This window comes from Thalassobacter sp. HA4-2, assembly GCF_055693705.1.
The window spans coordinates 1,765,574-1,784,042 of sequence record NZ_JBVFUK010000001.1 but is presented as its reverse complement, the minus strand read 5'-3'; the positions used below and the strand labels follow the sequence as shown (position 1 = coordinate 1,784,042).

Here is an 18,469-nt window from a genome sequence, read left to right as displayed (position 1 = left end):
CGCGACATGGTTTGAGTTGAAAAACGACTTGTATTTACCGGCGGCGATAGTTTGGTCTCATTGGGGTAGAGCTGCCATCACCAAATGTCGCTGGAGACGTTCCGGTGTACGTGGCTATTCCAACGGCTTTAAACCCGGCCAAGCGATTTTGCCCGCCAGGCTGCGCATCTGCATTTTTCTACGGGATGCGGACGGAAAAGACGTTGACCCCGCAAACTGGCCGGGAGCGGTGACTGATTTGGCCGAGGCAGAGCTGGACTGGACGAGCAGTGGGGCACACAGCCTTAGGTGACGCCGGCCGTTGCACGGGGTCCAATTGGGAATATCAACTGGTTAAGTCAGGAGTGCCCCGCCCTGATGGGTGCCCCTAAGCAAGGCTGCGGTGCACCGGTGATCGCGCTGCACCGCAATGGGGATCACACGGCGCCCCGGCTGAGCGCCGCGGCCCCGGTGCGCGCGATCTCGACCAGACCCAAGGGGCGCATGAGGTCTGCGAAACTGTCAATTTTCTCACTTGATCCCGTCAGCTCGAACACGAAACTTTCCAAGGTGCTGTCCACCACATTCGCGCGGAAGATTTCGGCCAGACGCAGGGCCTCGATCCGTTTGTCGCCTGTGCCTGCAACCTTGAACAAGGCCAGTTCCCGCTCCACGGATGGGCCTTCGACAGTCAGGTCATTGACGCTGTGCACGGGCACGATCCGGCCCAGTTGCGCCTTGATCTGTTCGATCACTTGTGGCGTGCCGATGGTCACGATGGTGATGCGGGACTGGTGGCCGGTGTGGTCGATCTCGGCCACGGTCAGGCTTTCGATGTTATAGCCACGGCCCGAAAACAGGCCGATCACCCGGGCCAGCACCCCGGGTTCGTTGTCGACCAGAACGGCCAGGGTGTGCCGTTCCTGAACGTCACTGAACGTCGGGCGCAGGTTGTAGGCGGAATGGCTGGTAGAGCCTTTGGAGATTTGTAGGGGGGACATCGGGATTTCCGTTTCGGCAAAAAGCGGCACGCCCGACAAAGGGCGCGCCATGTAGGGTTACACGAGCACGCTGCCTTTGGCGTCGATGACGCCTTGGGTGTCGGCCTCGCCCAGCAGCATCTCGTTGTGGGCCTTGCCCGATGGGATCATCGGGAAGCAGTTTTCGTGCTTTTCCACCAAACAATCGAACAGGACCGGGCCGTCGTGGGTGATCATCTCCATGATGGCGTCGTCCAGATCCGCTGGATCGGAACACAGAATACCCTTGGCGCCAAAGGCCTCGGCCAGTTTCACAAAGTCGGGCAGGGCGTCGGACCAGCTGTGGCTATAGCGCTCGCCGTGCAGCAGTTCTTGCCACTGGCGCACCATGCCCAGACGTTCGTTGTTCAGGATGAACTGTTTTACGGGCAGGTTGTATTGGATCGCGGTGCCCAATTCCTGCATGTTCATCAGCCAAGACGCCTCGCCCGCGACATTGATCACCAGCGCATCCGGATGGGCGATCTGCACCCCTATAGACGCCGGAAAGCCGTAGCCCATGGTGCCCAGGCCCCCGGATGTCATCCAGCGGTTGGGATCCTCGAACCCCAGATATTGCGCGGCCCACATCTGGTGTTGGCCCACCTCGGTGGTGATGTAGCGGTCGTGTTTCTTGGTCAACTCCTCCAGACGTTGCACGGCGTACTGCGGTTTGATCGTCGTTTCGGAGGTTTTGAAATCGAGGCAGCGCACAGTCTTCCACTGCTCAATCTGCGCCCACCATTTTTGCAGACCTGCCTTGTTGGTCTTGCGCCCGCGCGCCTTCCAGATGCGCAGGGCATCCTCCAGCACATGGGCTACGTCGCCCAGGATCGGGACATCGGCCTTGATCACCTTGTTGATGGAGGACGGGTCGATGTCCACGTGGATTTTTTGGACCCGGGGCTGAACGCATCCAGCCGCCCGGTGATCCGGTCGTCAAAACGCGCGCCGATGTTGATCATCACGTCACAGCCGTGCATGGCCATGTTCGCCTCGTACAGACCGTGCATGCCCAACATGCCAAGCCACTTGTCGCCGGAGGCTGGATAACAGCCCAGCCCCATGAGCGTGGAGGTGATGGGAAAGCCCGTCGCCTCCACAAACTCGCGCAGCAGTTGTGTCGCCGCATCGCCCGAGTTGATTACGCCGCCCCCGGTGTAGAAAACGGGTCGTTCGGCGGTTTCCATCAACTCGACCATCTGTTCGATCGCGTCCTGGTCGCCTTTCAGGCGGGGCTGGTAATGGCTGACTTTGGTCTTGGCGGGGCCCACGTAGTCACCAGTGGCGAACTGCACGTCCTTTGGGATGTCGATCAGGACCGGACCGGGCCGACCGTGGGTGGCGACGTGGAATGCCTCGTGCATCGTCTCTGCCAGCCGGTCGGTTTCCTTGACCAGCCAGTTGTGCTTGGTGCAGGGGCGCGTGATGCCGACGGTGTCCGCCTCCTGAAAGGCGTCGGAGCCGATCATGAAAGTGGGCACTTGGCCGGTCAAAACGACAATCGGGATACTGTCCATCAGCGCGTCGGTCAGGCCGGTCACGGCATTGGTCGCCCCGGGGCCAGAGGTGACAAGGGCCACGCCGGGTTTGCCCGTGGATCGGGCGTATCCTTCGGCGGCGTGGACGGCGGCCTGCTCGTGACGGACGAGGATGTGGCGAATATCGTTTTGCTGGAAAATCTCGTCATAGATCGGCAGGACAGCGCCGCCGGGATAGCCGAACACCACGTCGACCCCTTGATCCTTCAGAGCTGTCACAACCATCTTCGCGCCCGTCATTTGGGTCATCGCACTTCTCCATCTGATCCTGTGGACCGCTGTCGTAGGTGGGCAATAAAAAACCCCCGAAGGTCATTCGGGGGCGCATGGAAACCGGTCTGGTTACTGAAACTAATCAGCCCATGCGCCATTTGCCTACTACTACGATTAGCCGTGCCATCGTTCGGATACTCCATTTCACGTGCAGAAAGCGTAGACAAGCGGATTCCGACCGTCAACAGTGATTTTTCTTCACAATATGTCGCCAGTGGCGGTATTTTCTTTTCGATTATTGCGGGCCCCGCGGTTCAGCCCGCAATATCACGCATTTCAAGCGGCCAATGACGGCAGCCAAAGGACAATCGCCGGAAAGCTGACCAGCAGGGCGATGGTCACGGCATCTGCTATGAAGAAGGGGGTGACGCCCTTGAACACGTCCTGCACGGACAGGTCATCGCGCACGCCTGCCACGACAAAGCAGTTCAGGCCGATGGGGGCGTGATCAAACAGAACTCCGCCATTTTGACCACCAATATCCCGAACCAGATGGCGCACATGGGGCCGGACATGCCAAAGGCGCTGTCCGCCGCCGCGACTGTCTCGCCTCCGTTCAGGGCCATGACCGCTGGGTAGACGACGGGCAGGGTTAGCAACAGCATGCCGATGGCGTCCATGAACATGCCCAACACGGCATAGGCCAGCAAGATACAGATCAGGATGGTCCAAGGCGACATCTGCAGGGATGTGATCCAGTCCGAAAACGCGCCGGGCAGATCCGCAAAGCCGAGGAAGCGTACATAGATCAGCACGCCCCAGATGATGGTAAAGATCATAACTGTCAGCTTGGCGGTCTCGATCAGGGCGTCTTTCAGCTGTGGCAGTTTCATGCCCCGGTACAGGGCCATCAGGAACACGATAAAGGCGCCTACGGCACCGCCCTCGGTGGGGGTACCCCAGGCATCGCCAAAGGGGTTGTAAACAAAGAAGATGATGATCACGACCACGGCGACGATAGGCAGGGCGGGGGGCAGGCTTTCGAACCGTTCGCGCCATGTGAAACCGCCCACGGGGGGGCCTACGTTCTTGAACGTCATGGCGATCCCGATGATCAAAGCCGCATAGACGAAGGCCGAGAAAACGCCCGGGATGAACCCCGCCAACAGCAGGGACCCCACATCGGCCTCAACGATGATGGCGTAAATCACAAGGATGGCAGAGGGTGGGATCAGGCTGGCGAGTGTTCCACCGGCGGCCACAACCCCGGCGGCAAATTGCTTGTTATACCCGACCTTGAGCATCTCGGGGATGGCGATGCGGGCAAAGACGGCGGCCGTGGCAACCGAGGCTCCGGATACGGCGGCAAAGCCTGCAGTGGCGAACACCGTGGATACCGCCAGCCCCCCCGGGACCCAAGCGATCCACCGCTTGGCCGCCTCGAACAGGGCTGTGGTCAGCTTGGCGTAGTAGGCCAGATAGCCGATCAGAATGAATGTAGGGATTAGGGACAGGGCGTGGGAGGAAACCTTGGAGTGGGGCACTTGGCCTGCGATCTTGGCCGACACCTCCACCGCGCGGCCAAATCGGTCCGGGTCATAATCCCAGCCGTTCCAGCGCAGCCAGACAAGGCCGACAAAGCCTGCAAGCCCTGCCGCAAAGGCCACCCGCATCCCCATGACAACCGCGACCAACAGGCCGCCCGTGACCCACAGGCCGATTTGAATGTCGGTCATTTGCCTGCTTTCTCTAGAGCTTCGGCCTCGATCGCGGCTTGTTCCGCCGCACTCAGGACAAGGGGCACGGCGACAGGGCGCTCGATGTTCAAGACAAAGGCCCGGGCGTATCCAATGGTTTGCAGCACAAGGCGCAGGGCCAGCACGGACAGGGCTACAGGCACGATCAGCTTGCTGGGCCAGATCGGGATGCCCACGTCAATGGAGCTGTCCCGCGAACACAAGGGCCGGGCACAATCGAAGGACCGGTCGAAATGCGCCCAAGACCCCCAGACCAACGCGATCACAAGGATCAGGATCATCAAAACCGTGATCGTCTCGAACAGCCATAGCACGCGACCCTTCAAGGCACCCACCACAATGTCCATGCGAATGTGTACCCCGTCCCGCTGCACGTAGGATACGCCCATGATTGCGATCAGGGGCATAAGCGCCTCGATGTAGTCCACATAGCCCAGCAGCGCCCCGTCCAGAAAGCCGAGCTTGTCAAAGAAAGGGGCAAGGAACGTGCGATCCAACTGACGCCCGGCCACGGACCACGCGGCCATAAACATCAGCGAGAACGCGGCAAGGCCCGAGATAAGCGCCATCGCCTTTTCAATGGGCAGCAGAGCGCGGTCGCAGCGTGACAAAAGGCTGTCGTCTTCGAGGACAGGAGAGGCGGAGGCCATGGCGCACCTATCGTGATGTGAGAGGATGGGCGGGACAAGTCCCGCCCTACCGGTAGGGCGGGACTTGTCCCGCCTGCCGTTGGATCAGTTCGACATGCGCGCCTTGTCGAGCGTGTCCATCACCAGATCAAACAGTTCTTGCCCGGGCAGGCCCTGCGCCTCCATGTCCGCGATCCATTCCTGCTGGATCGGCACAGCGGCCATTTCGCGGAATTTGGCGATTTCGCTGTCCGCAATCTCGACCTTTTCCACGCCCTTCTCCGCCAAAACACTGTCCCAGCGTTCCAGCAACTCGGCGTAATTCGCCAAGTAATGCTCGATCGCTTCATCGACGGAACTGTCGAGGGCCGCGCGGTGTTCGTCGGACAGATCCGCGTAGGCGTCCGTGTTCACAACGACGGGGCAGTTTAGCGTGCCGGGGTTCAGGTTGGCGGTCCACCAATCGGCCTGATTGATCGTGCCAAACGACAGGTGCGCATGCTGGGCGAAGGACACGGTGTCCACGACGCCGGATTCCATGGCCTGAAACGCCTCGGTCGCGGTGACGGAGGTGGGCACAGCACCGACGGTCTCGAATGCACGGCCAATTCCGCCCGTGGCACGGACGCGCATGCCCTCCATCTCGGCCAGTGTGCGGCGCGGTTCCCCGGTGCCAACGATGTTGTACTGGGGCATGGGCGTGGTCATCAGCAGCTTGGCGTTCCACTGGGCCATTTCCTCGATGGCGGCTGGGTGGGCGTAGACGGCTTGGCTAACGGCAACCTCTTCGGCCAAGTTGGACACGCCGAGGAACGGCAACTCCAACACGGTGATCACGCGGTTCTTGTCCCGGTGGTAGCCCGCGCAGAACTGCGCCATCTCGAAGGCACCAATCTCGATCCCGTCGAGGTTTTCGCGGTTGTTGGACAGGCCGCCGTAGCTGATGTTCATGGTGAATTCGCCACCGGTCTTTTCGCTGACGAGTTCGGCGAGTTTCTCGACATGTTCGGTGAAGGCGCGGCGTTTGCCCCAAACGGACACGTCCCAGGTTGTGGCCGCAGCTTCGGATACGAATGCGATGGATAGCGCAGCCACGGCTGCGGTTGATAGGTATTTCATGTATTTCTCCCTGTTGGACTTTTGGTGTCCTGGGTGGGGAGCCTAAACACCTGCGGCGTTTTGTCAAAGGGGTTGCGCGGGCCCTCGGCTCTCGCGGCGGATGTCGGGGGCCTGCCGTCCCCCGATCCCCCTGCTTCAAGGACTTTTGCAGTCCTTGAAAATCCGGCAAGGTATTTGCGGAACAATGAGGGAGTGGGGACTTGGAAAACTGGTTGAAAAAGCGGCTGGCGACGGGGGCCTGTCAGATGGGGCTGTGGCTGAACCTTGACGCGCCAATCGCTGCCGAAGTGGCGGGGCGTGCCGGTTTTGATTGGTGCATGGTGGATGCCGAGCATGGGCCGTTCGACATGGGGCGGATCGCGGCCCAAGTGCAGGCGCTGACAGGCACTGGCACTGGTATCTGTGTGCGCGTGCCTGTGGGCGAGGATTGGGTAATCAAGCAGGTGCTGGATCTGGGTGTGCAAAACGTGCTGGTGCCCATGGTGGAAAGCGGCGCCCAAGCCGCGCATCTGGCCCGCGCCATGCGCTATCCACCCGAGGGGCACCGGGGGCTGGGGTCTGCTGTGGCGCGCGCCTCGTTCTATGCAGAGATTGCGGATTATCCGCAGCGCGCCAACGATCAGGTTAGTCTGATGGTTCAGGTCGAAAGCCGCGCCGGGTTGGACGCCATTGAGGATATCTGCGCCGTGGAGGGTGTCGATGTGGTATTCATCGGTCCTGCCGATTTGGCCGCCGATATGGGATACCTGCACGACCTTGGCCATGCCGATGTCGGTGCCGCCATTGACGCGGCCCTGGACCGGATCATGGCGGCCGGCAAGGTGGCGGGCATTCTGGCCTTGGACCCGGCCCAGGCGCGCGCGTACCGGGATCGCGGTGTCGGGTTTATCGGGGTGGGCAGTGATGCGTTGTTGTATGCTGGGGCCTTGCGCGGGTTGCGGGCCCAGTTGTGATTTCCCTTGCGTCTGACCGATGCGCCTTGACGTATGAGGCAACCGTGGGCCATGTCCCGCGTCTGACCATCGACGGGGCCGATGTTCTGCACGCGGCCCCTTGGCGGGACGAAGCACGCGTGCAGGCAGACCGCGCGATCCCCATGGTGGACCGTCGGCTTGGCGGTACGTTCTTTTGCGCGCCCTTTGGGTTGGACGATTTGCATGGCGGGCCGCCCCATGGTGCCCCGGCCAACACGCGTTGGATCGTGCGCCGCCACAGTCCCGAAGCGATCCATGCGCGGCTGGCGATGAACGTGCAGGGCGCGCGGCTGGACCACCAGATGGCCCTGCGGCCCGGGCACGGTGTGCTCTATCAGACCCACCGGTTTACCGGCGGGTGCGGGCGGATCACGGCGGCGCACCATCCCATGGTGCGGCTGGCCCAAGGGGGACGGTTTCGATGTTCGGCCAAACAGGTGATCTTTACCGAGCCGACCGCTCAGGAACCCGGGGCACAGTTCTGGGACTTGGAGGCGCGGGCCGACGGCTGGCGCTTGCCGCGCGGGGGGCAGTCCGTGGACCTGCGTGACTACCCTGACGTGCCCTGCGAGGACTTCCTGACCATGGTAGAGGCCCCCGACGCCCGCCTTGGCTGGACCGCCGTGGAACGGCGCGCCGAGGCGGACACGATTGTGATCCTGCGCGACGCACGGGTCATGCCCGTGACCATGATCTGGGTGTCCAATGGCGGGCGCGACCACAGCCCATGGGACGGGCGGCATACAGGTGTCTTCGGCATTGAGGACGGTTGCACGGCGGGCGGTGCCGGTCTGCGCGCGGGCGTAGATGGGACTGGTCCCGTAGCGCAGGCGGGCGTGCCCACGGCGCTGACCTTGGGCGGTACGTTGGTTTTGCGCCATGCGATTGTGCGCCTGACCCGTCCCCTGACGGTCGCGGATGTCGCGCTGACGGACGCGGGCCTTGCGGTGACGACCGAGACCGGCGACACCCACACCACCCCTTTTGACCCGGAGTTCTTTGCATGACCATTTGGATCGACGGCGACGCCTGCCCGGTGAAGGAGGAGACCTACAAGGTCGCCTACCGCACCAAGACCCCCGTGATTGTCGTGTCCGGCCAGTACCTGCGCGTGCCTGCGCATCCGCTGATCTCGACCCGGGTTGCCGGGGATGCCTTCGATGCGGCCGATGACGTGATCGAGGCGGAGTGCGGGCCGGGCGACATCGTCGTCACCGCGGACATTCTGCTGGCCCAACGTGTACTGGAAAACGGCGCGGCCTGTCTGGATCCGCGGGGGCAAGAGTTCACCGCCGCCGCCATTGGCAACGCAGTCGCTACCCGCAACCTGATGGCCGATATCCGCAGTGGGTTAGACGGGCACAGTGCGGGCGGACCTAAGGCGTTTTCAGCGCGGGACCGGTCCAACTACCTCAATGGACTGGACCGGCTGGTAACGCGGGCGCAGCGCGCGCCGTAGTGTCGTGCGATCAGCGCGCGCCGTAATACAGTCCGACAACATGTTCGGCCTCGGCAAAGAACAGCCAGCGAGACGTAAAAGCCCCCGCGAAATACAGGATCACGGCGACCAGTGCCAACAGGTGGGACACATCCGCCAACATGATGAAACTGGGCACTATCGTACCCGCCAGCAGGGCAATGATGCGCAGTTTAAACGCATGTTTGCGCGCGACGACATAGACCATCTCGCGCAGCAGGTAGTTTTCGCCGGTGTGCGGCGCCTCGAACTGGCGGACCTGGCCCTTTAGCCCCGTGGCGGTGTTCATGGTGGACCCGGACCGGCCAAAGGCCTTGTCGCCCTCGGTCCAGTGCCACAACTGGATAATGGCCGTCAGCAGGAACAGGCCGCCCGCGATCTGCACCTCTCCGGCCAACAGGGCACCGCCGGTGATGGCATAGGCCATGAACATGGCAGGGGTGGCCAGCCTTTGGTTCCAGCGCGGGATCGCCTTGATCTGGGTGTAGATCATAGCCGTGGTGAACACCGTGAACAGGCACAGAGAGGCGGCCACATAGCCCAGAACCGCAATGCGTGTGTCAAAAAAGATGATCAGGCCCGCGTAGACCCCCATCAGGGTCAAAGACACGATTGCCGCAATCCCCTCCCGCGATAACCAAGACGACCGCCATTGGGACAGCGAATAGATCGCATTCTTGGGGTTCGCGAGGTGCAGCGTGGCCGACAACAGCCCGCCCACGGCCAGCACAAACCCGATGGCAAAGAAGGTGAAGGCAACCCAGCCTTGGGACGTGGCCGCAGCCCCGAACCCGAGGAAGGCTAGCAGGCCAAAGCCCGCGCCAGACAGGACCGAAAAGATGATAACAGAGGGTGCGGGATGCATTTACAGTTTCTCCAGCGTGCGGTCGAGCCAACCTAAGAAGCCCTTGGGCTCTTCGGCGATGGGGGCGAGGAAGGGGGCCAGGACGTCCACGTCGCCCGCACCCTCCATCAGCGTATCCTTTGGACGGGGGGCAGGTATTTGTTCACGGGCTTGGTGCCTTGTTCCGGCATCAGGTCCATACCACCACGGCTTGCTACCAGTTTCGATACATCGCTGTCGGCATCCCCCAGATCGCCAAAGTGCCGGGCGCCTGCTGGGCAGGTGCGCACGCAGGCGGGCTCTCGGTCCTCTTCGGGCAGGTTTTCGTTGTAGATCCGGTCCACGCAAAGGGTGCATTTCTTCATCACACCTGCGTTGAAATCCAGTTCCCGCGCGCCATAGGGGCAGGCCCAGGCGCACAGGCCGCAGCCCATGCAGGCGTCCTCGTTTACCAGAACGATCCCGTCCTCTGCGCGCTTGTAGCTGGCCCCCGTGGGGCAGACGGTGACGCAGGGGGCATCTTCGCAATGCAGACAGGATTTTGGGAAATGGGTGGTCTGGGCCGCACCGAACTGCCCGCCGCCCAGATCTGGCACGGTTTCAAAGCTGTGCACCCGGTTCAAAAAGGTGCCCGAGGCATCGCCGTAGGGGTCCTGATCCGACAGGGGCACACCGTAGTTTTCGGTGTTCCAGCCTTTGCACGACACCACGCAGGCATGACAGCCCACACAGGTATCAAGGTCAATGACAAGGCCAAGCTTTTTGTCTGTGGTCTGGGGCAGGGTCGTCATGCGAAGGCTCCTGTATGTATCATGGCCGATTGGGGTTCAGCGTTGATGTTGCGGACCAGGTAGTAGGCAAAGCTGCCCAAGGTGAAGGTCAGGAACAGCGCGATCAGGATCAGGGTGCGGCGCGGGGTCATTGGCCGACCTTCCACGCCAGTTTGCCCGGGCCTGTGGGCACGGGGGCCTTTTGCGCCGGGAAGCTGGGTTGCGCCTCGGCGTCCTGGGGGGCGTCCGTTTTTGTGACCGACACGCGCAGGTCAAACCACGCCGCCTGGCCCGTGATCGGGTCCGAGTTGGACCAACGCAACCCGTCGCCTTTGGGCGGCATCAGCTCATGGATCAGGTGGTTCAAAAGGAAACCCTTGGTCACTTCGGGGGCGTTTTCCTCCAACGCCCAAGCGCCTTTGCGTTTGCCAATCGCGTTCCACGTCCAGACGGTATTTTCATTGAGCGCGGCCATATGCGCCACGGGCACCGTGATCTCTCCGTGGGGCGAGGCGACCTTGGCCCAATCGCCCTCGGCGAAGCCGTTCGCCTCCCATATCTTGGTTGGCACATAGAGGGGGTTGCGCCCGTGGATCTGACGCAGCCATGCGTTTTGCGACCCCCACGAATGGTACATCGCCATGGGCCGTTGGGTCAGGGCGTGGACAGGGTAGGTTTCCGCATCGCCCGAATGTTCCTCGTCCGTGCAGGGATACCAGATGGGCAGCGGGTCCATGGTGGCCTTGATCCGCGCGCGCAGGTGTTCGGGCGGCTGACGCTCGCCGTGGCCTTCGGCGGCCAGTTGGAACTTGCGCAAGGGTTCGGACCACAGGGTGAACAGATAGAACTGCGGGCTGTCATAGAACGACATCTCTACGGCCCAATCCTGATAAGCCTTGTTCCAGGGTTTGAAAAAGCTGGCTTCCTCGGGGACATGGGCAATCGCAAAGCCGCCGTTCTCGATGTACTTTTCCAGCTGGTTTGGATTGACCGCACCGCGCCCCTGTTTGTCGCCCTCTTCGCCGCGCCAGCCCATCAGGGGGCCGATGCCGGGGCGGCGTTCGTGGTTGACGATATAGTCGGCGTAATCCGCGTACTTGGCGCTGCCGTCGTCATTGACAAAGCCGGGCAGGCCCATCTTGGCCCCCAGTTGTACAAGTGCTGTCTGGAACCCGCGCACGTTGCGGTCCGGTTCCACCACGGGCCAGCGGATGGCGTCCGCCGCGCCATCCGCTTCGCAGATCGGGCGGTCCAGCAGGCTGATGCAGTCGTGGCGCTCCAGATAGGTCGTGTCGGGCAGGATCAGGTCCGCAAAGGCCACCATTTCCGAGCTGTAGGCGTCGGAATAGATGATGTGTGGGATCACATATTCGCCGTTCTCATCCTTGTCCGTCAGCATATCCATGACGCCGCGCGTATTCATGGAGGAATTCCACGACATGTTCGCCATGTACAAAAACAGCGTGTCGATCTTGTACGGATCGCCCGCGTGGGCGTTCGAGATCACCATATGCATCAACCCGTGGGCGGACATGGGGTTGTCCCATGTGAACGCCTTGTCGATGCGCGCGGGCGTCCCGTCGTCTTTCAGGGCCAGATCGTCGGGGCCATGGACAAACCCAAGGTGCGGGCCGTCCAGGGGCTTGCCCGGGGTCACCTTGCAGTGGGGTTTGGGGTGTGCCGTGGCCGGTTTGGGGTAGGGCGGTTTGAAACGAAAGCCCCCCGGTGCCTCGACGCTGCCCAGCAAGATTTGCAGCATGTGCAGGGCGCGGCAAGTCTGAAACCCGTTGGCGTGCGCCGATATCCCGCGCATGGCGTGAAAGGCCACGGGGCGGCTCTGCATGGTCTTGTGGGTGCGGCCCCGGAAATCGGTCCACTCGATCGGAAGCTCAAACGCCTCCTCGAAGGCGACGCGGGCGATCTCATTGGCGATGGCGCGGATGCGGGGGGCTGGAATGCCCACGGTGTCGGCCACGGTTTCCGGCGCGTAGTCGTCCGACAGGTAGCGGTCGACCATGTGCTGGAACACCGTGCGGTGGGTGACGCCGTCCACCTGCCACTGGCCGCCCAGATCCGGGTGCACGTCTTCGGCGTCGAAACACCGGGGCTTTTGTTGATCACGACACCAGACCAGCGGGTGCCCGTCGTCATCGCGCAGGGGCAGCAGGTGCCCGGGGCCGGGCCGCGCATCCAGTAGCACAGGCGCGTCCGTAAAGTCGCGCAGGTACTTCAGGTCCATCTTGCCCGCCTTCATCAGGCAGTGCACCAGCGCCAGAATGAACAGACCGTCCGTGCCCGGCGTGATGCCGACCCATTCGTCGGCCACAGCGTTGTAGCCCGAGCGGATCGGGTTCACGCCGATCACCTTGGCCCCGCGTCCCTTGATCTTGCCCAGACCCATCTTGATCGGGTTGCTGTCGTGATCCTCGGCCACGCCGAACAGCATGAACAGCTTGGTCCGTTCCCAATCGGGCTGGCCGAATTCCCAGAACGCGCCGCCCATGGTGTAGATGCCGCCCGCCGCCATGTTTACCGAACAAAAGCCGCCGTGGGCCGCGTAGTTCGGCGTGCCAAAGGACTGCGCCCACATGGACGTGAAGCTTTGCGATTGATCGCGCCCGGTAAAGAACGCCAGCTTGCTGGGGTCGTCGCGACGGATCGGTTCCAGCCACCCGGCGGCGATGTCATAGGCCTCGTCCCAGCTGATCTCTTCAAACTCGCCCGACCCGCGCGGGCCGACCCGTTTCAGCGGCGCCTTGAGGCGCGAGGGGGCGTTGTGCTGCATGATGCCCGCAGACCCCTTGGCGCAAAGCACACCTTGGTTCACAGGGTGGTCGCGGTTGCCCTCGATATAGGCAACTTTACCGTCCTTCATGTGCACGTTGATCCCGCAGCGGCAGGCACACATGTAGCACGTTGTCTTGCGGACCTCGTCACCGGGTTTGGGGTGCAGGTTGACGACAGGTTTATTCATGATTGGCCTCCCATGGCGAAACGCAGCAGGCCGAGGGCCGCCAGCGCAATCAGAAGTGTCAGGCAGAAAGGTTTGTAGTAGGGCTCGAACCGTGGCGTGAAGAACAACCGTCCAGCGTAGACCCCGGCAAGAGTCGGGACGATCAGGACCAGACCGCGCCACGTGGCGATTTCGGTCATGGTGTCTGTCACGACGAAGGTGATCAGGGCCAGGGTGCCGCTGCCCAAAAGGTAGATGTTCAACGTGCCGCGCATCACGCGGGCCGGCAGGTCGCGGGCCAGAGTATACACGGCGATGAACATTCCCCCCGCGCCAGACAGGCCACTGACGATGCCCGCCCCCGCGCCCGCCGCGATGGTGCCCGGTTGGGTCGCCAAAACCGCAAAACGGCGTTTGGACAGCTGTAACAGAGCAAGGACGATGACCACGCACAGGGCGATGACCTTGGACACATCCGACGGTAGGGCCATGGTGGCCAACAGCCCCACGGGCATAGCCACGCCCGAGGCGACCAGCAGCGTGATCGCCGTGCGGCGGTCAGCGTCGGCCCAGCCGCCCTTCATCAATAACACGCTCGCGGACATCTCAAGCCACCAGAACACGGGGATCAGCTCGATCGGCGGGATCACCGGACCCAGACAAGCCATGCAGAACGCCGACAGGCCAAAACCCGAAAACCCCCGCACCATCCCCGCCAGAAAGCAGACGCAAATGGCAAGGACGGCAAGGCCGGGGTCGAGGGTCAAAAGATCGCCCAGCCACGTCATGCCCCCGCCTGAACTGCCGTCACGGCGATGATGTCGATGATGTCGTCGGCACTGCAGCCCCGGCTGAGGTCATTGGCGGGCTTTGCGAGGCCCTGCAGAACCGGGCCGATGGCGGTGCAGCCCCCGATCCGTTGGGCGATTTTGTAACCGATGTTGCCCGCGTTGAGGTCGGGAAAAATGAATACATCTGCCTGCCCCGCCACTTCGCTGTCGGGGGCCTTAGATCTGCCGACCTCTGGCACGAAGGCCGCGTCAAACTGCAACGCGCCGTCCACGACCAGGCCAGCGGCGCGGGCCAGTTCGGTGGCTTTAGTGACCTTGTCGACCATGGGATGTTTCGCAGACCCCTTGGTCGAAAAGCTGAGCATGGCGACCCGGGGGCTGCGGCCAAGCAACTGCTGCGCGCTGGCGGCGGATTGTTGCGCTATGGCCGCAAGACCCGCAGCGTCCGGATCAATCACAAGACCCGCGTCCGAGAACAAGATCCCCTGTTGGGCGCGGCTGGGATGGTGGTCTGGCAAGACCATCAAGAAAAAGCTGCTGACCATGGGGGCATCCGGCGCCGTGCCAATGATTTGTAAGGCGGCCCTTACGGTGGCCGATGTGGTGGCAACAGCGCCCCCGACCGTCCCATCCGCGGCCCCGGCGCGCACCATGGCGGCGGCAAAGATCTGCGGGTCGGTAAGGGCTTTGTCCGCAAGCTCCGGGGTCGGGGACTTCTTGGCGCGTGCTTCTAGGTAAGTTGCCACGAACGGTGCGCGTTGCGCCGGGTCGCTGATATCAATGACCGTCACCGCCTCTGGCAGGTCCAGCGGTGTGGCATCGGGCATCAGCACAGTCACCTGTGCCAAGCCTTCCTTGGTCGCGCGGGCCGCTGCCTCCAGCACGCGGGGGTCTGGCCCTTCGGACAGGACAATATGTTTGGGCGACGCCTTCGCGCGCGCCTTCAATGCGTCAAGGGGCGAGGTCATAGACCCGCCCCCGACAAATTTATCACGCGATAACAGATCACTCTGCAGCGACGTTCATGTCCTTGTCGGACACGCCGGCGACCTTGACAGGTTTTTTCATCGCATCGCGACGGAAGGGCTCGCCCAGTTCTTGGTTCAACATGACCTCGATGATAGTGGTCTTGTTGTTTTCCATCTGGTCCTTGATTGCCTGGTTCAGGATCGCGGTCAGCTCTTCCATGGTGCGGGCTTCCACACCGATCAGGCCACAGGCTTGTGCGATACCGGCGTAAGAGACTTGGGTGTCCAGCTCAGTCCCGACAAAGTTGTCGTCGAACCACAGGGTGGAGTTCCGCTTTTCCGCACCCCACTGATAGTTGCGGAAGACGATCTGCGTGATGGCGGGCCATTCGCCCCGGCCGATGGCCGTCAGCTCGTTCACCGCGATGCCAAAGGCGCCGTCGCCCGCAAAACCCACAACCGGTACGTGGGGTTGGCCGATCTTGGCGCCCACAATGGCGGGCAGTCCGTAGCCGCAAGGCCCGAACAGACCCGGCGCGAGGTATTTACGCCCCTCGTCGAAATCGGGGTAGGCGTTGCCGATGGCACAGTTGTTGCCGATATCGGACGAAATGATCGCCTCGCGCGGCAGCGCGGCCTGGATAGCACGCCACGCCATACGGGGGGACATCCAGTCGGGCTTGTCGGCGCGGGCACGTTCGTTCCAAGTGGTGCCGGGATCGTCCTGTTCGTGATCCAGCGAGGAAAGCTCCTGCGCCCAGGCGGATTTGACCTGTGCGATCTTGGCCTTGCGTGCGTCGCGGCCCGCGTCACCGGCGTCCGCGGACAGGTGTTTCAGGATGCCGTTGGCGACCTTTGCGGCGTCCCCAACGATCCCGACGCTGACCTTCTTGGTCAGGCCGATGCGGTCGGGGTTGATGTCCACTTGGATCACCTTGGCGTCCGTGGGCCAATAGTCGATGCCGTAGCCGGGCAGGGTCGAGAACGGGTTGAGGCGCGTGCCAAGGCAGACAACCACATCTGCCTCGGAAATCAGCTGCATGGCCGCCTTGGACCCGTTGTAGCCCAGAGGACCCGCGAACAGGGGGTGGGACCCGGGGAAGGCATCGTTGTGCTGGTAGCCCACGCAGACAGGCGCATCCAGACGTTCGGCCAGCGCCATGGAGGCGGCGATGCCGCCTTGGGACAGGACAACGCCCGCGCCGTTCAGGATCACCGGATTTTTTGCGTTCGAGATCATCTCGGCCGCTTTGGCCACAGAGTTCTCACCACCGGGGGAGACTTCGAACTCGATCGGCTCGGGGATTTCGATATCGACCACTTGGGTCCAGAAGTCGCGCGGCAGGTTGATCTGCGCAGGGCCGCACAGACGTTTGGCCTGCGAAATCACGCGGGTCAGCACCTCGGCGATGCGGGAGGGGTCGCGCACCTCTTCTTGGTAGGCGACCATATCCTCGAACAGTTTCATCTGCTCGACCTCTTGGAAGCCGCCCTGGCCGATGGTCTTGTTCGCCGCCTGCGGCGTAACCAGCAACAGGGGTGTGTGGTTCCAATAGGCGGTTTTCACGGCCGTCACAAAGTTGGTGATACCGGGGCCGTTCTGCGCGATCATCATCGACATTTCGCCCGTGGCGCGGGTGTAGCCGTCGGACATGAACCCCGCAGACCCCTCGTGGGCGCAATCCCAGAACTTGATGCCCGCTGTCGGGAACAGGTCCGAGATCGGCATCATGGCCGACCCGATGATGCCAAAGGCGTGGCGGATGCCGTGTGCTTGCAGAACCTTAACAAACGCCTCTTCGGTCGTCATCTTCATGGGGGTATCCTCCGAATTGTGGAAAAATGAGACGTTGCGTCTCAATAATTTGGTCGTACTCTGTGCGAAAATACCCTTGGGGTCAAGCGGGCGTTAGGGCCAGTTGTACCAGCCCGATCAGGCCAAAACTGCGCCTATTTCTGCGCCAGTGCATCCAGAATGCGGACCCAGGACCGGATGCCCTTGTGATAGCATTCCAGATCGTACTTTTCGTTTGGCGAATGCATGTTGTCGTCCTTGCGACCAAAGCCTGCCAGAACGCTTTGCATGCCGAGGATGTCCTGAAAATAGCCCGCAATCGGAATGCTGCCGCCGGACCCGACAAAGGCCGCTGGATTGGGCCATTCGTCGGACAGGGCGGCGCGGGTCGCCTCGAACGCTGGATGCGACAGGTCCATGGCAGAGGCTGGCGCCGCGCCGCCATTGGTGAACTCCGCCCGGCAATCGGCGGGCAGGTGGTCCGTGACCCATTTGCGCCAAGCATCTTTGATCGCCCCGGGGTCCTGGCCGGCCACCATGCGGAAACTGATCTTGGCGCTGGCTTGGGCGGGCAGAACGGTCTTGAAACCCGCGCCTGTGTAGCCGCCCCAGATGCCGTTCACCTCTGCCGTGGGGCGGGCCCAGTTCATTTCCAGCGGCGTGCGGTCCTGCTCCCCGGACGGGTGTTTCTGCCCGACTGCGGCCAAAAACGCCTCTGCGTCGAAATCGAGGGCCGCCCATTGCGCGGCCACCTCGGGGCTGATGTCGGGGATGTTGTCATAGAAACCGGGGATCTGCACCCGGCCCTTTTCATCATGCAACCGGCCCAGAAGGTTGGTCAACACCCGGATCGGGTTCATCGCCAGCCCGCCAAACTGGCCCGAATGAAGGTCCATGGCGGGACCGTGGATCGTGACTTCCTCCATCACCATGCCGCGCAGCATGGTGGTGATGGCGGGGGTGTCGTGTCCGTAAAGCCCGGTGTCGCAGATCAGAGCCACATCGGCGCGCAACTCCTCCGCATGAGCCTTGAGATAGGGGATCAGGGAGGGGGAGCCGGACTCTTCCTCTCCCTCAAAGATCACGCTGATCTTGCAGGGCAGGGCGCCAGTGACAGCCTTGTAGGCGCGGCAGGCCTCCAGAAAGGTCATCAGCTGCCCCTTGTCGTCCACCGCCCCGCGGCCCCGAATGACCTTGCCCTTGAGGGTCTCTTCCACGGCCGGATCAAACGGATCACGGTCCCACAGGTCCAGCGGGTCCACAGGCTGCACATCATAGTGACCATAGAACAGAACGTGCGGCCCGGGGCCGTCCGCGTGCCCCACCACCATCGGGTGGCCCGGGGTCTGGTCTGCCCGCGCGTCAAAGCCCAGCGATTGCAAATCCGCCACCAGCCAGTCGGCGGCCCGGGTGCAGTCGGCATCATAGGCCGGGTCCGTGCTGATGGAGGGGATGCGCATCAACGCAAACAGGCGGTTCAGGGCGGGGTCAAGGTCGGCGTCGGCTTGGGTCAGGACGGCGTCAAGGGTCATGGAACTCTCCGATTTTGCGGTTTGGCGCACCGTGCCTCGCGGTTTCGGGGCTGTCCAGACTGGAACCGCGCGGCCCTTCGCACTACAAACCCTGCAACGACGGGAGAA

At 62.5% G+C, this 18,469-nt stretch carries 13 protein-coding genes and 3 pseudogenes; 3 read left to right on the top strand and 13 right to left on the bottom strand.

The features are described from left to right. Nucleotides 1-416 precede the first annotated feature (416 nt). The 5 genes and pseudogenes from ilvN to ACZ1G0_RS09100 all read right to left on the bottom strand — a co-directional run bounded on the left by ilvN (nucleotide 417) and on the right by ACZ1G0_RS09100 (nucleotide 6,257). On the bottom strand, nucleotides 417-980 hold the full coding sequence (gene ilvN / locus ACZ1G0_RS09120; RefSeq protein ID WP_472736658.1) for an acetolactate synthase small subunit: 564 nt from the start codon (nucleotides 978-980) through the stop codon (nucleotides 417-419). Nucleotides 981-1,037: 57 nt separating this feature from the next. Then, nucleotides 1,038-2,779 (bottom strand): annotated as a pseudogene (locus ACZ1G0_RS09115) (acetolactate synthase 3 large subunit). A gap of 309 nt (nucleotides 2,780-3,088) precedes the next feature. Continuing rightward, nucleotides 3,089-4,488, bottom strand: a pseudogene (locus ACZ1G0_RS09110) (TRAP transporter large permease). After that, entirely contained in the window at nucleotides 4,485-5,159 is a 675-nt protein-coding gene (locus tag ACZ1G0_RS09105; RefSeq protein WP_472736656.1) for a TRAP transporter small permease subunit, read from the bottom strand. The pseudogene ACZ1G0_RS09110 and the gene ACZ1G0_RS09105 overlap by 4 nt, the downstream one beginning before the upstream one ends. 84 nt (nucleotides 5,160-5,243) lie before the next feature. Further along, nucleotides 5,244-6,257 (bottom strand): C4-dicarboxylate TRAP transporter substrate-binding protein, encoded by a 1,014-nt coding sequence (locus tag ACZ1G0_RS09100; RefSeq protein WP_472736655.1) that lies wholly within the window; start codon nucleotides 6,255-6,257, stop codon nucleotides 5,244-5,246. A 200-nt stretch (nucleotides 6,258-6,457) separates the two neighbouring features. On the opposite strand from ACZ1G0_RS09100, the gene ACZ1G0_RS09095 reads away from it, so the two are divergent. The 3 genes from ACZ1G0_RS09095 to ACZ1G0_RS09085 are packed head-to-tail and all read left to right on the top strand — an operon-like array spanning nucleotide 6,458 to nucleotide 8,690. After that, the gene (locus ACZ1G0_RS09095) at nucleotides 6,458-7,210 is read left to right on the top strand and encodes an HpcH/HpaI aldolase family protein (protein ID WP_472736654.1); all 753 of its coding nucleotides are present in this window, start codon (nucleotides 6,458-6,460) and stop codon (nucleotides 7,208-7,210) included. A 26-nt stretch (nucleotides 7,211-7,236) separates the two neighbouring features. After that, nucleotides 7,237-8,238 (top strand): hypothetical protein, encoded by a 1,002-nt coding sequence (locus ACZ1G0_RS09090; RefSeq protein WP_472736653.1) that lies wholly within the window; start codon nucleotides 7,237-7,239, stop codon nucleotides 8,236-8,238. Further along, a complete protein-coding gene (locus ACZ1G0_RS09085; RefSeq protein WP_472736652.1) occupies nucleotides 8,235-8,690 on the top strand; it encodes a YaiI/YqxD family protein in 456 nt (151 codons plus the stop codon). Before ACZ1G0_RS09090 ends, ACZ1G0_RS09085 begins: the two co-directional genes overlap by 4 nt. Nucleotides 8,691-8,700: 10 nt before the next feature. Here ACZ1G0_RS09085 and ACZ1G0_RS09080 read toward each other — a convergent pair whose 3' ends face one another. The 8 genes and pseudogenes from ACZ1G0_RS09080 to ACZ1G0_RS09045 form a co-directional block, all read right to left on the bottom strand. Beyond that, nucleotides 8,701-9,573 (bottom strand): dimethyl sulfoxide reductase anchor subunit family protein, encoded by an 873-nt coding sequence (locus ACZ1G0_RS09080; RefSeq protein WP_472736651.1) that lies wholly within the window; start codon nucleotides 9,571-9,573, stop codon nucleotides 8,701-8,703. Next, nucleotides 9,574-10,343: pseudogene (locus ACZ1G0_RS09075) on the bottom strand (4Fe-4S dicluster domain-containing protein). Continuing rightward, a complete protein-coding gene (locus tag ACZ1G0_RS09070) occupies nucleotides 10,340-10,474 on the bottom strand; it encodes a hypothetical protein (protein WP_472736650.1) in 135 nt (44 codons plus the stop codon). Before ACZ1G0_RS09070 ends, ACZ1G0_RS09075 begins: the two are co-directional and overlap by 4 nt. Further along, on the bottom strand, nucleotides 10,471-13,296 hold the full coding sequence (locus tag ACZ1G0_RS09065) for a molybdopterin oxidoreductase family protein (protein WP_472736649.1): 2,826 nt from the start codon (nucleotides 13,294-13,296) through the stop codon (nucleotides 10,471-10,473). The genes ACZ1G0_RS09070 and ACZ1G0_RS09065 overlap by 4 nt, the downstream gene beginning before the upstream one ends. After that, complete coding sequence (locus ACZ1G0_RS09060; RefSeq protein WP_472736648.1) at nucleotides 13,293-14,063, bottom strand: TSUP family transporter; 771 nt, start codon at nucleotides 14,061-14,063, stop codon at nucleotides 13,293-13,295. The genes ACZ1G0_RS09065 and ACZ1G0_RS09060 overlap by 4 nt, the downstream gene beginning before the upstream one ends. After that, nucleotides 14,060-15,034, bottom strand: coding sequence for a phosphate acetyltransferase (gene pta, locus ACZ1G0_RS09055; RefSeq protein ID WP_472736647.1), 975 nt, complete (start codon nucleotides 15,032-15,034; stop codon nucleotides 14,060-14,062). Before pta ends, ACZ1G0_RS09060 begins: the two co-directional genes overlap by 4 nt. A 37-nt stretch (nucleotides 15,035-15,071) precedes the next feature. Next, nucleotides 15,072-16,850: a sulfoacetaldehyde acetyltransferase gene (gene xsc, locus ACZ1G0_RS09050; RefSeq protein ID WP_472736646.1), complete on the bottom strand. Its 1,779-nt coding sequence runs from the start codon at nucleotides 16,848-16,850 to the stop codon at nucleotides 15,072-15,074. Nucleotides 16,851-16,984: 134 nt separating this feature from the next. Further along, on the bottom strand, nucleotides 16,985-18,361 hold the full coding sequence (locus ACZ1G0_RS09045) for a M20/M25/M40 family metallo-hydrolase (RefSeq protein WP_472736645.1): 1,377 nt from the start codon (nucleotides 18,359-18,361) through the stop codon (nucleotides 16,985-16,987). Between the last annotated feature and the right edge of the window lie 108 nt (nucleotides 18,362-18,469).

Bases quoted from the DNA above. Each gene is read 5' to 3' on its own strand.
- ACZ1G0_RS09085 (WP_472736652.1), top strand. From the start codon at position 8,235: ATGACCATTTGGATCGACGGCGACGCCTGCCCGGTGAAGGAGGAGACC.
- xsc (WP_472736646.1), bottom strand. From the start codon at position 16,850: ATGAAGATGACGACCGAAGAGGCGTTTGTTAAGGTTCTGCAAGCACAC.
- ACZ1G0_RS09100 (WP_472736655.1), bottom strand. From the start codon at position 6,257: ATGAAATACCTATCAACCGCAGCCGTGGCTGCGCTATCCATCGCATTC.
- ACZ1G0_RS09070 (WP_472736650.1), bottom strand. From the start codon at position 10,474: ATGACCCCGCGCCGCACCCTGATCCTGATCGCGCTGTTCCTGACCTTC.
- ACZ1G0_RS09080 (WP_472736651.1), bottom strand. From the start codon at position 9,573: ATGCATCCCGCACCCTCTGTTATCATCTTTTCGGTCCTGTCTGGCGCG.
- ACZ1G0_RS09060 (WP_472736648.1), bottom strand. From the start codon at position 14,063: ATGACGTGGCTGGGCGATCTTTTGACCCTCGACCCCGGCCTTGCCGTC.
- pta (WP_472736647.1), bottom strand. From the start codon at position 15,034: ATGACCTCGCCCCTTGACGCATTGAAGGCGCGCGCGAAGGCGTCGCCC.
- ACZ1G0_RS09045 (WP_472736645.1), bottom strand. From the start codon at position 18,361: ATGACCCTTGACGCCGTCCTGACCCAAGCCGACGCCGACCTTGACCCC.
- ACZ1G0_RS09065 (WP_472736649.1), bottom strand. From the start codon at position 13,296: ATGAATAAACCTGTCGTCAACCTGCACCCCAAACCCGGTGACGAGGTC.
- ilvN (WP_472736658.1), bottom strand. From the start codon at position 980: ATGTCCCCCCTACAAATCTCCAAAGGCTCTACCAGCCATTCCGCCTAC.
- ACZ1G0_RS09105 (WP_472736656.1), bottom strand. From the start codon at position 5,159: ATGGCCTCCGCCTCTCCTGTCCTCGAAGACGACAGCCTTTTGTCACGC.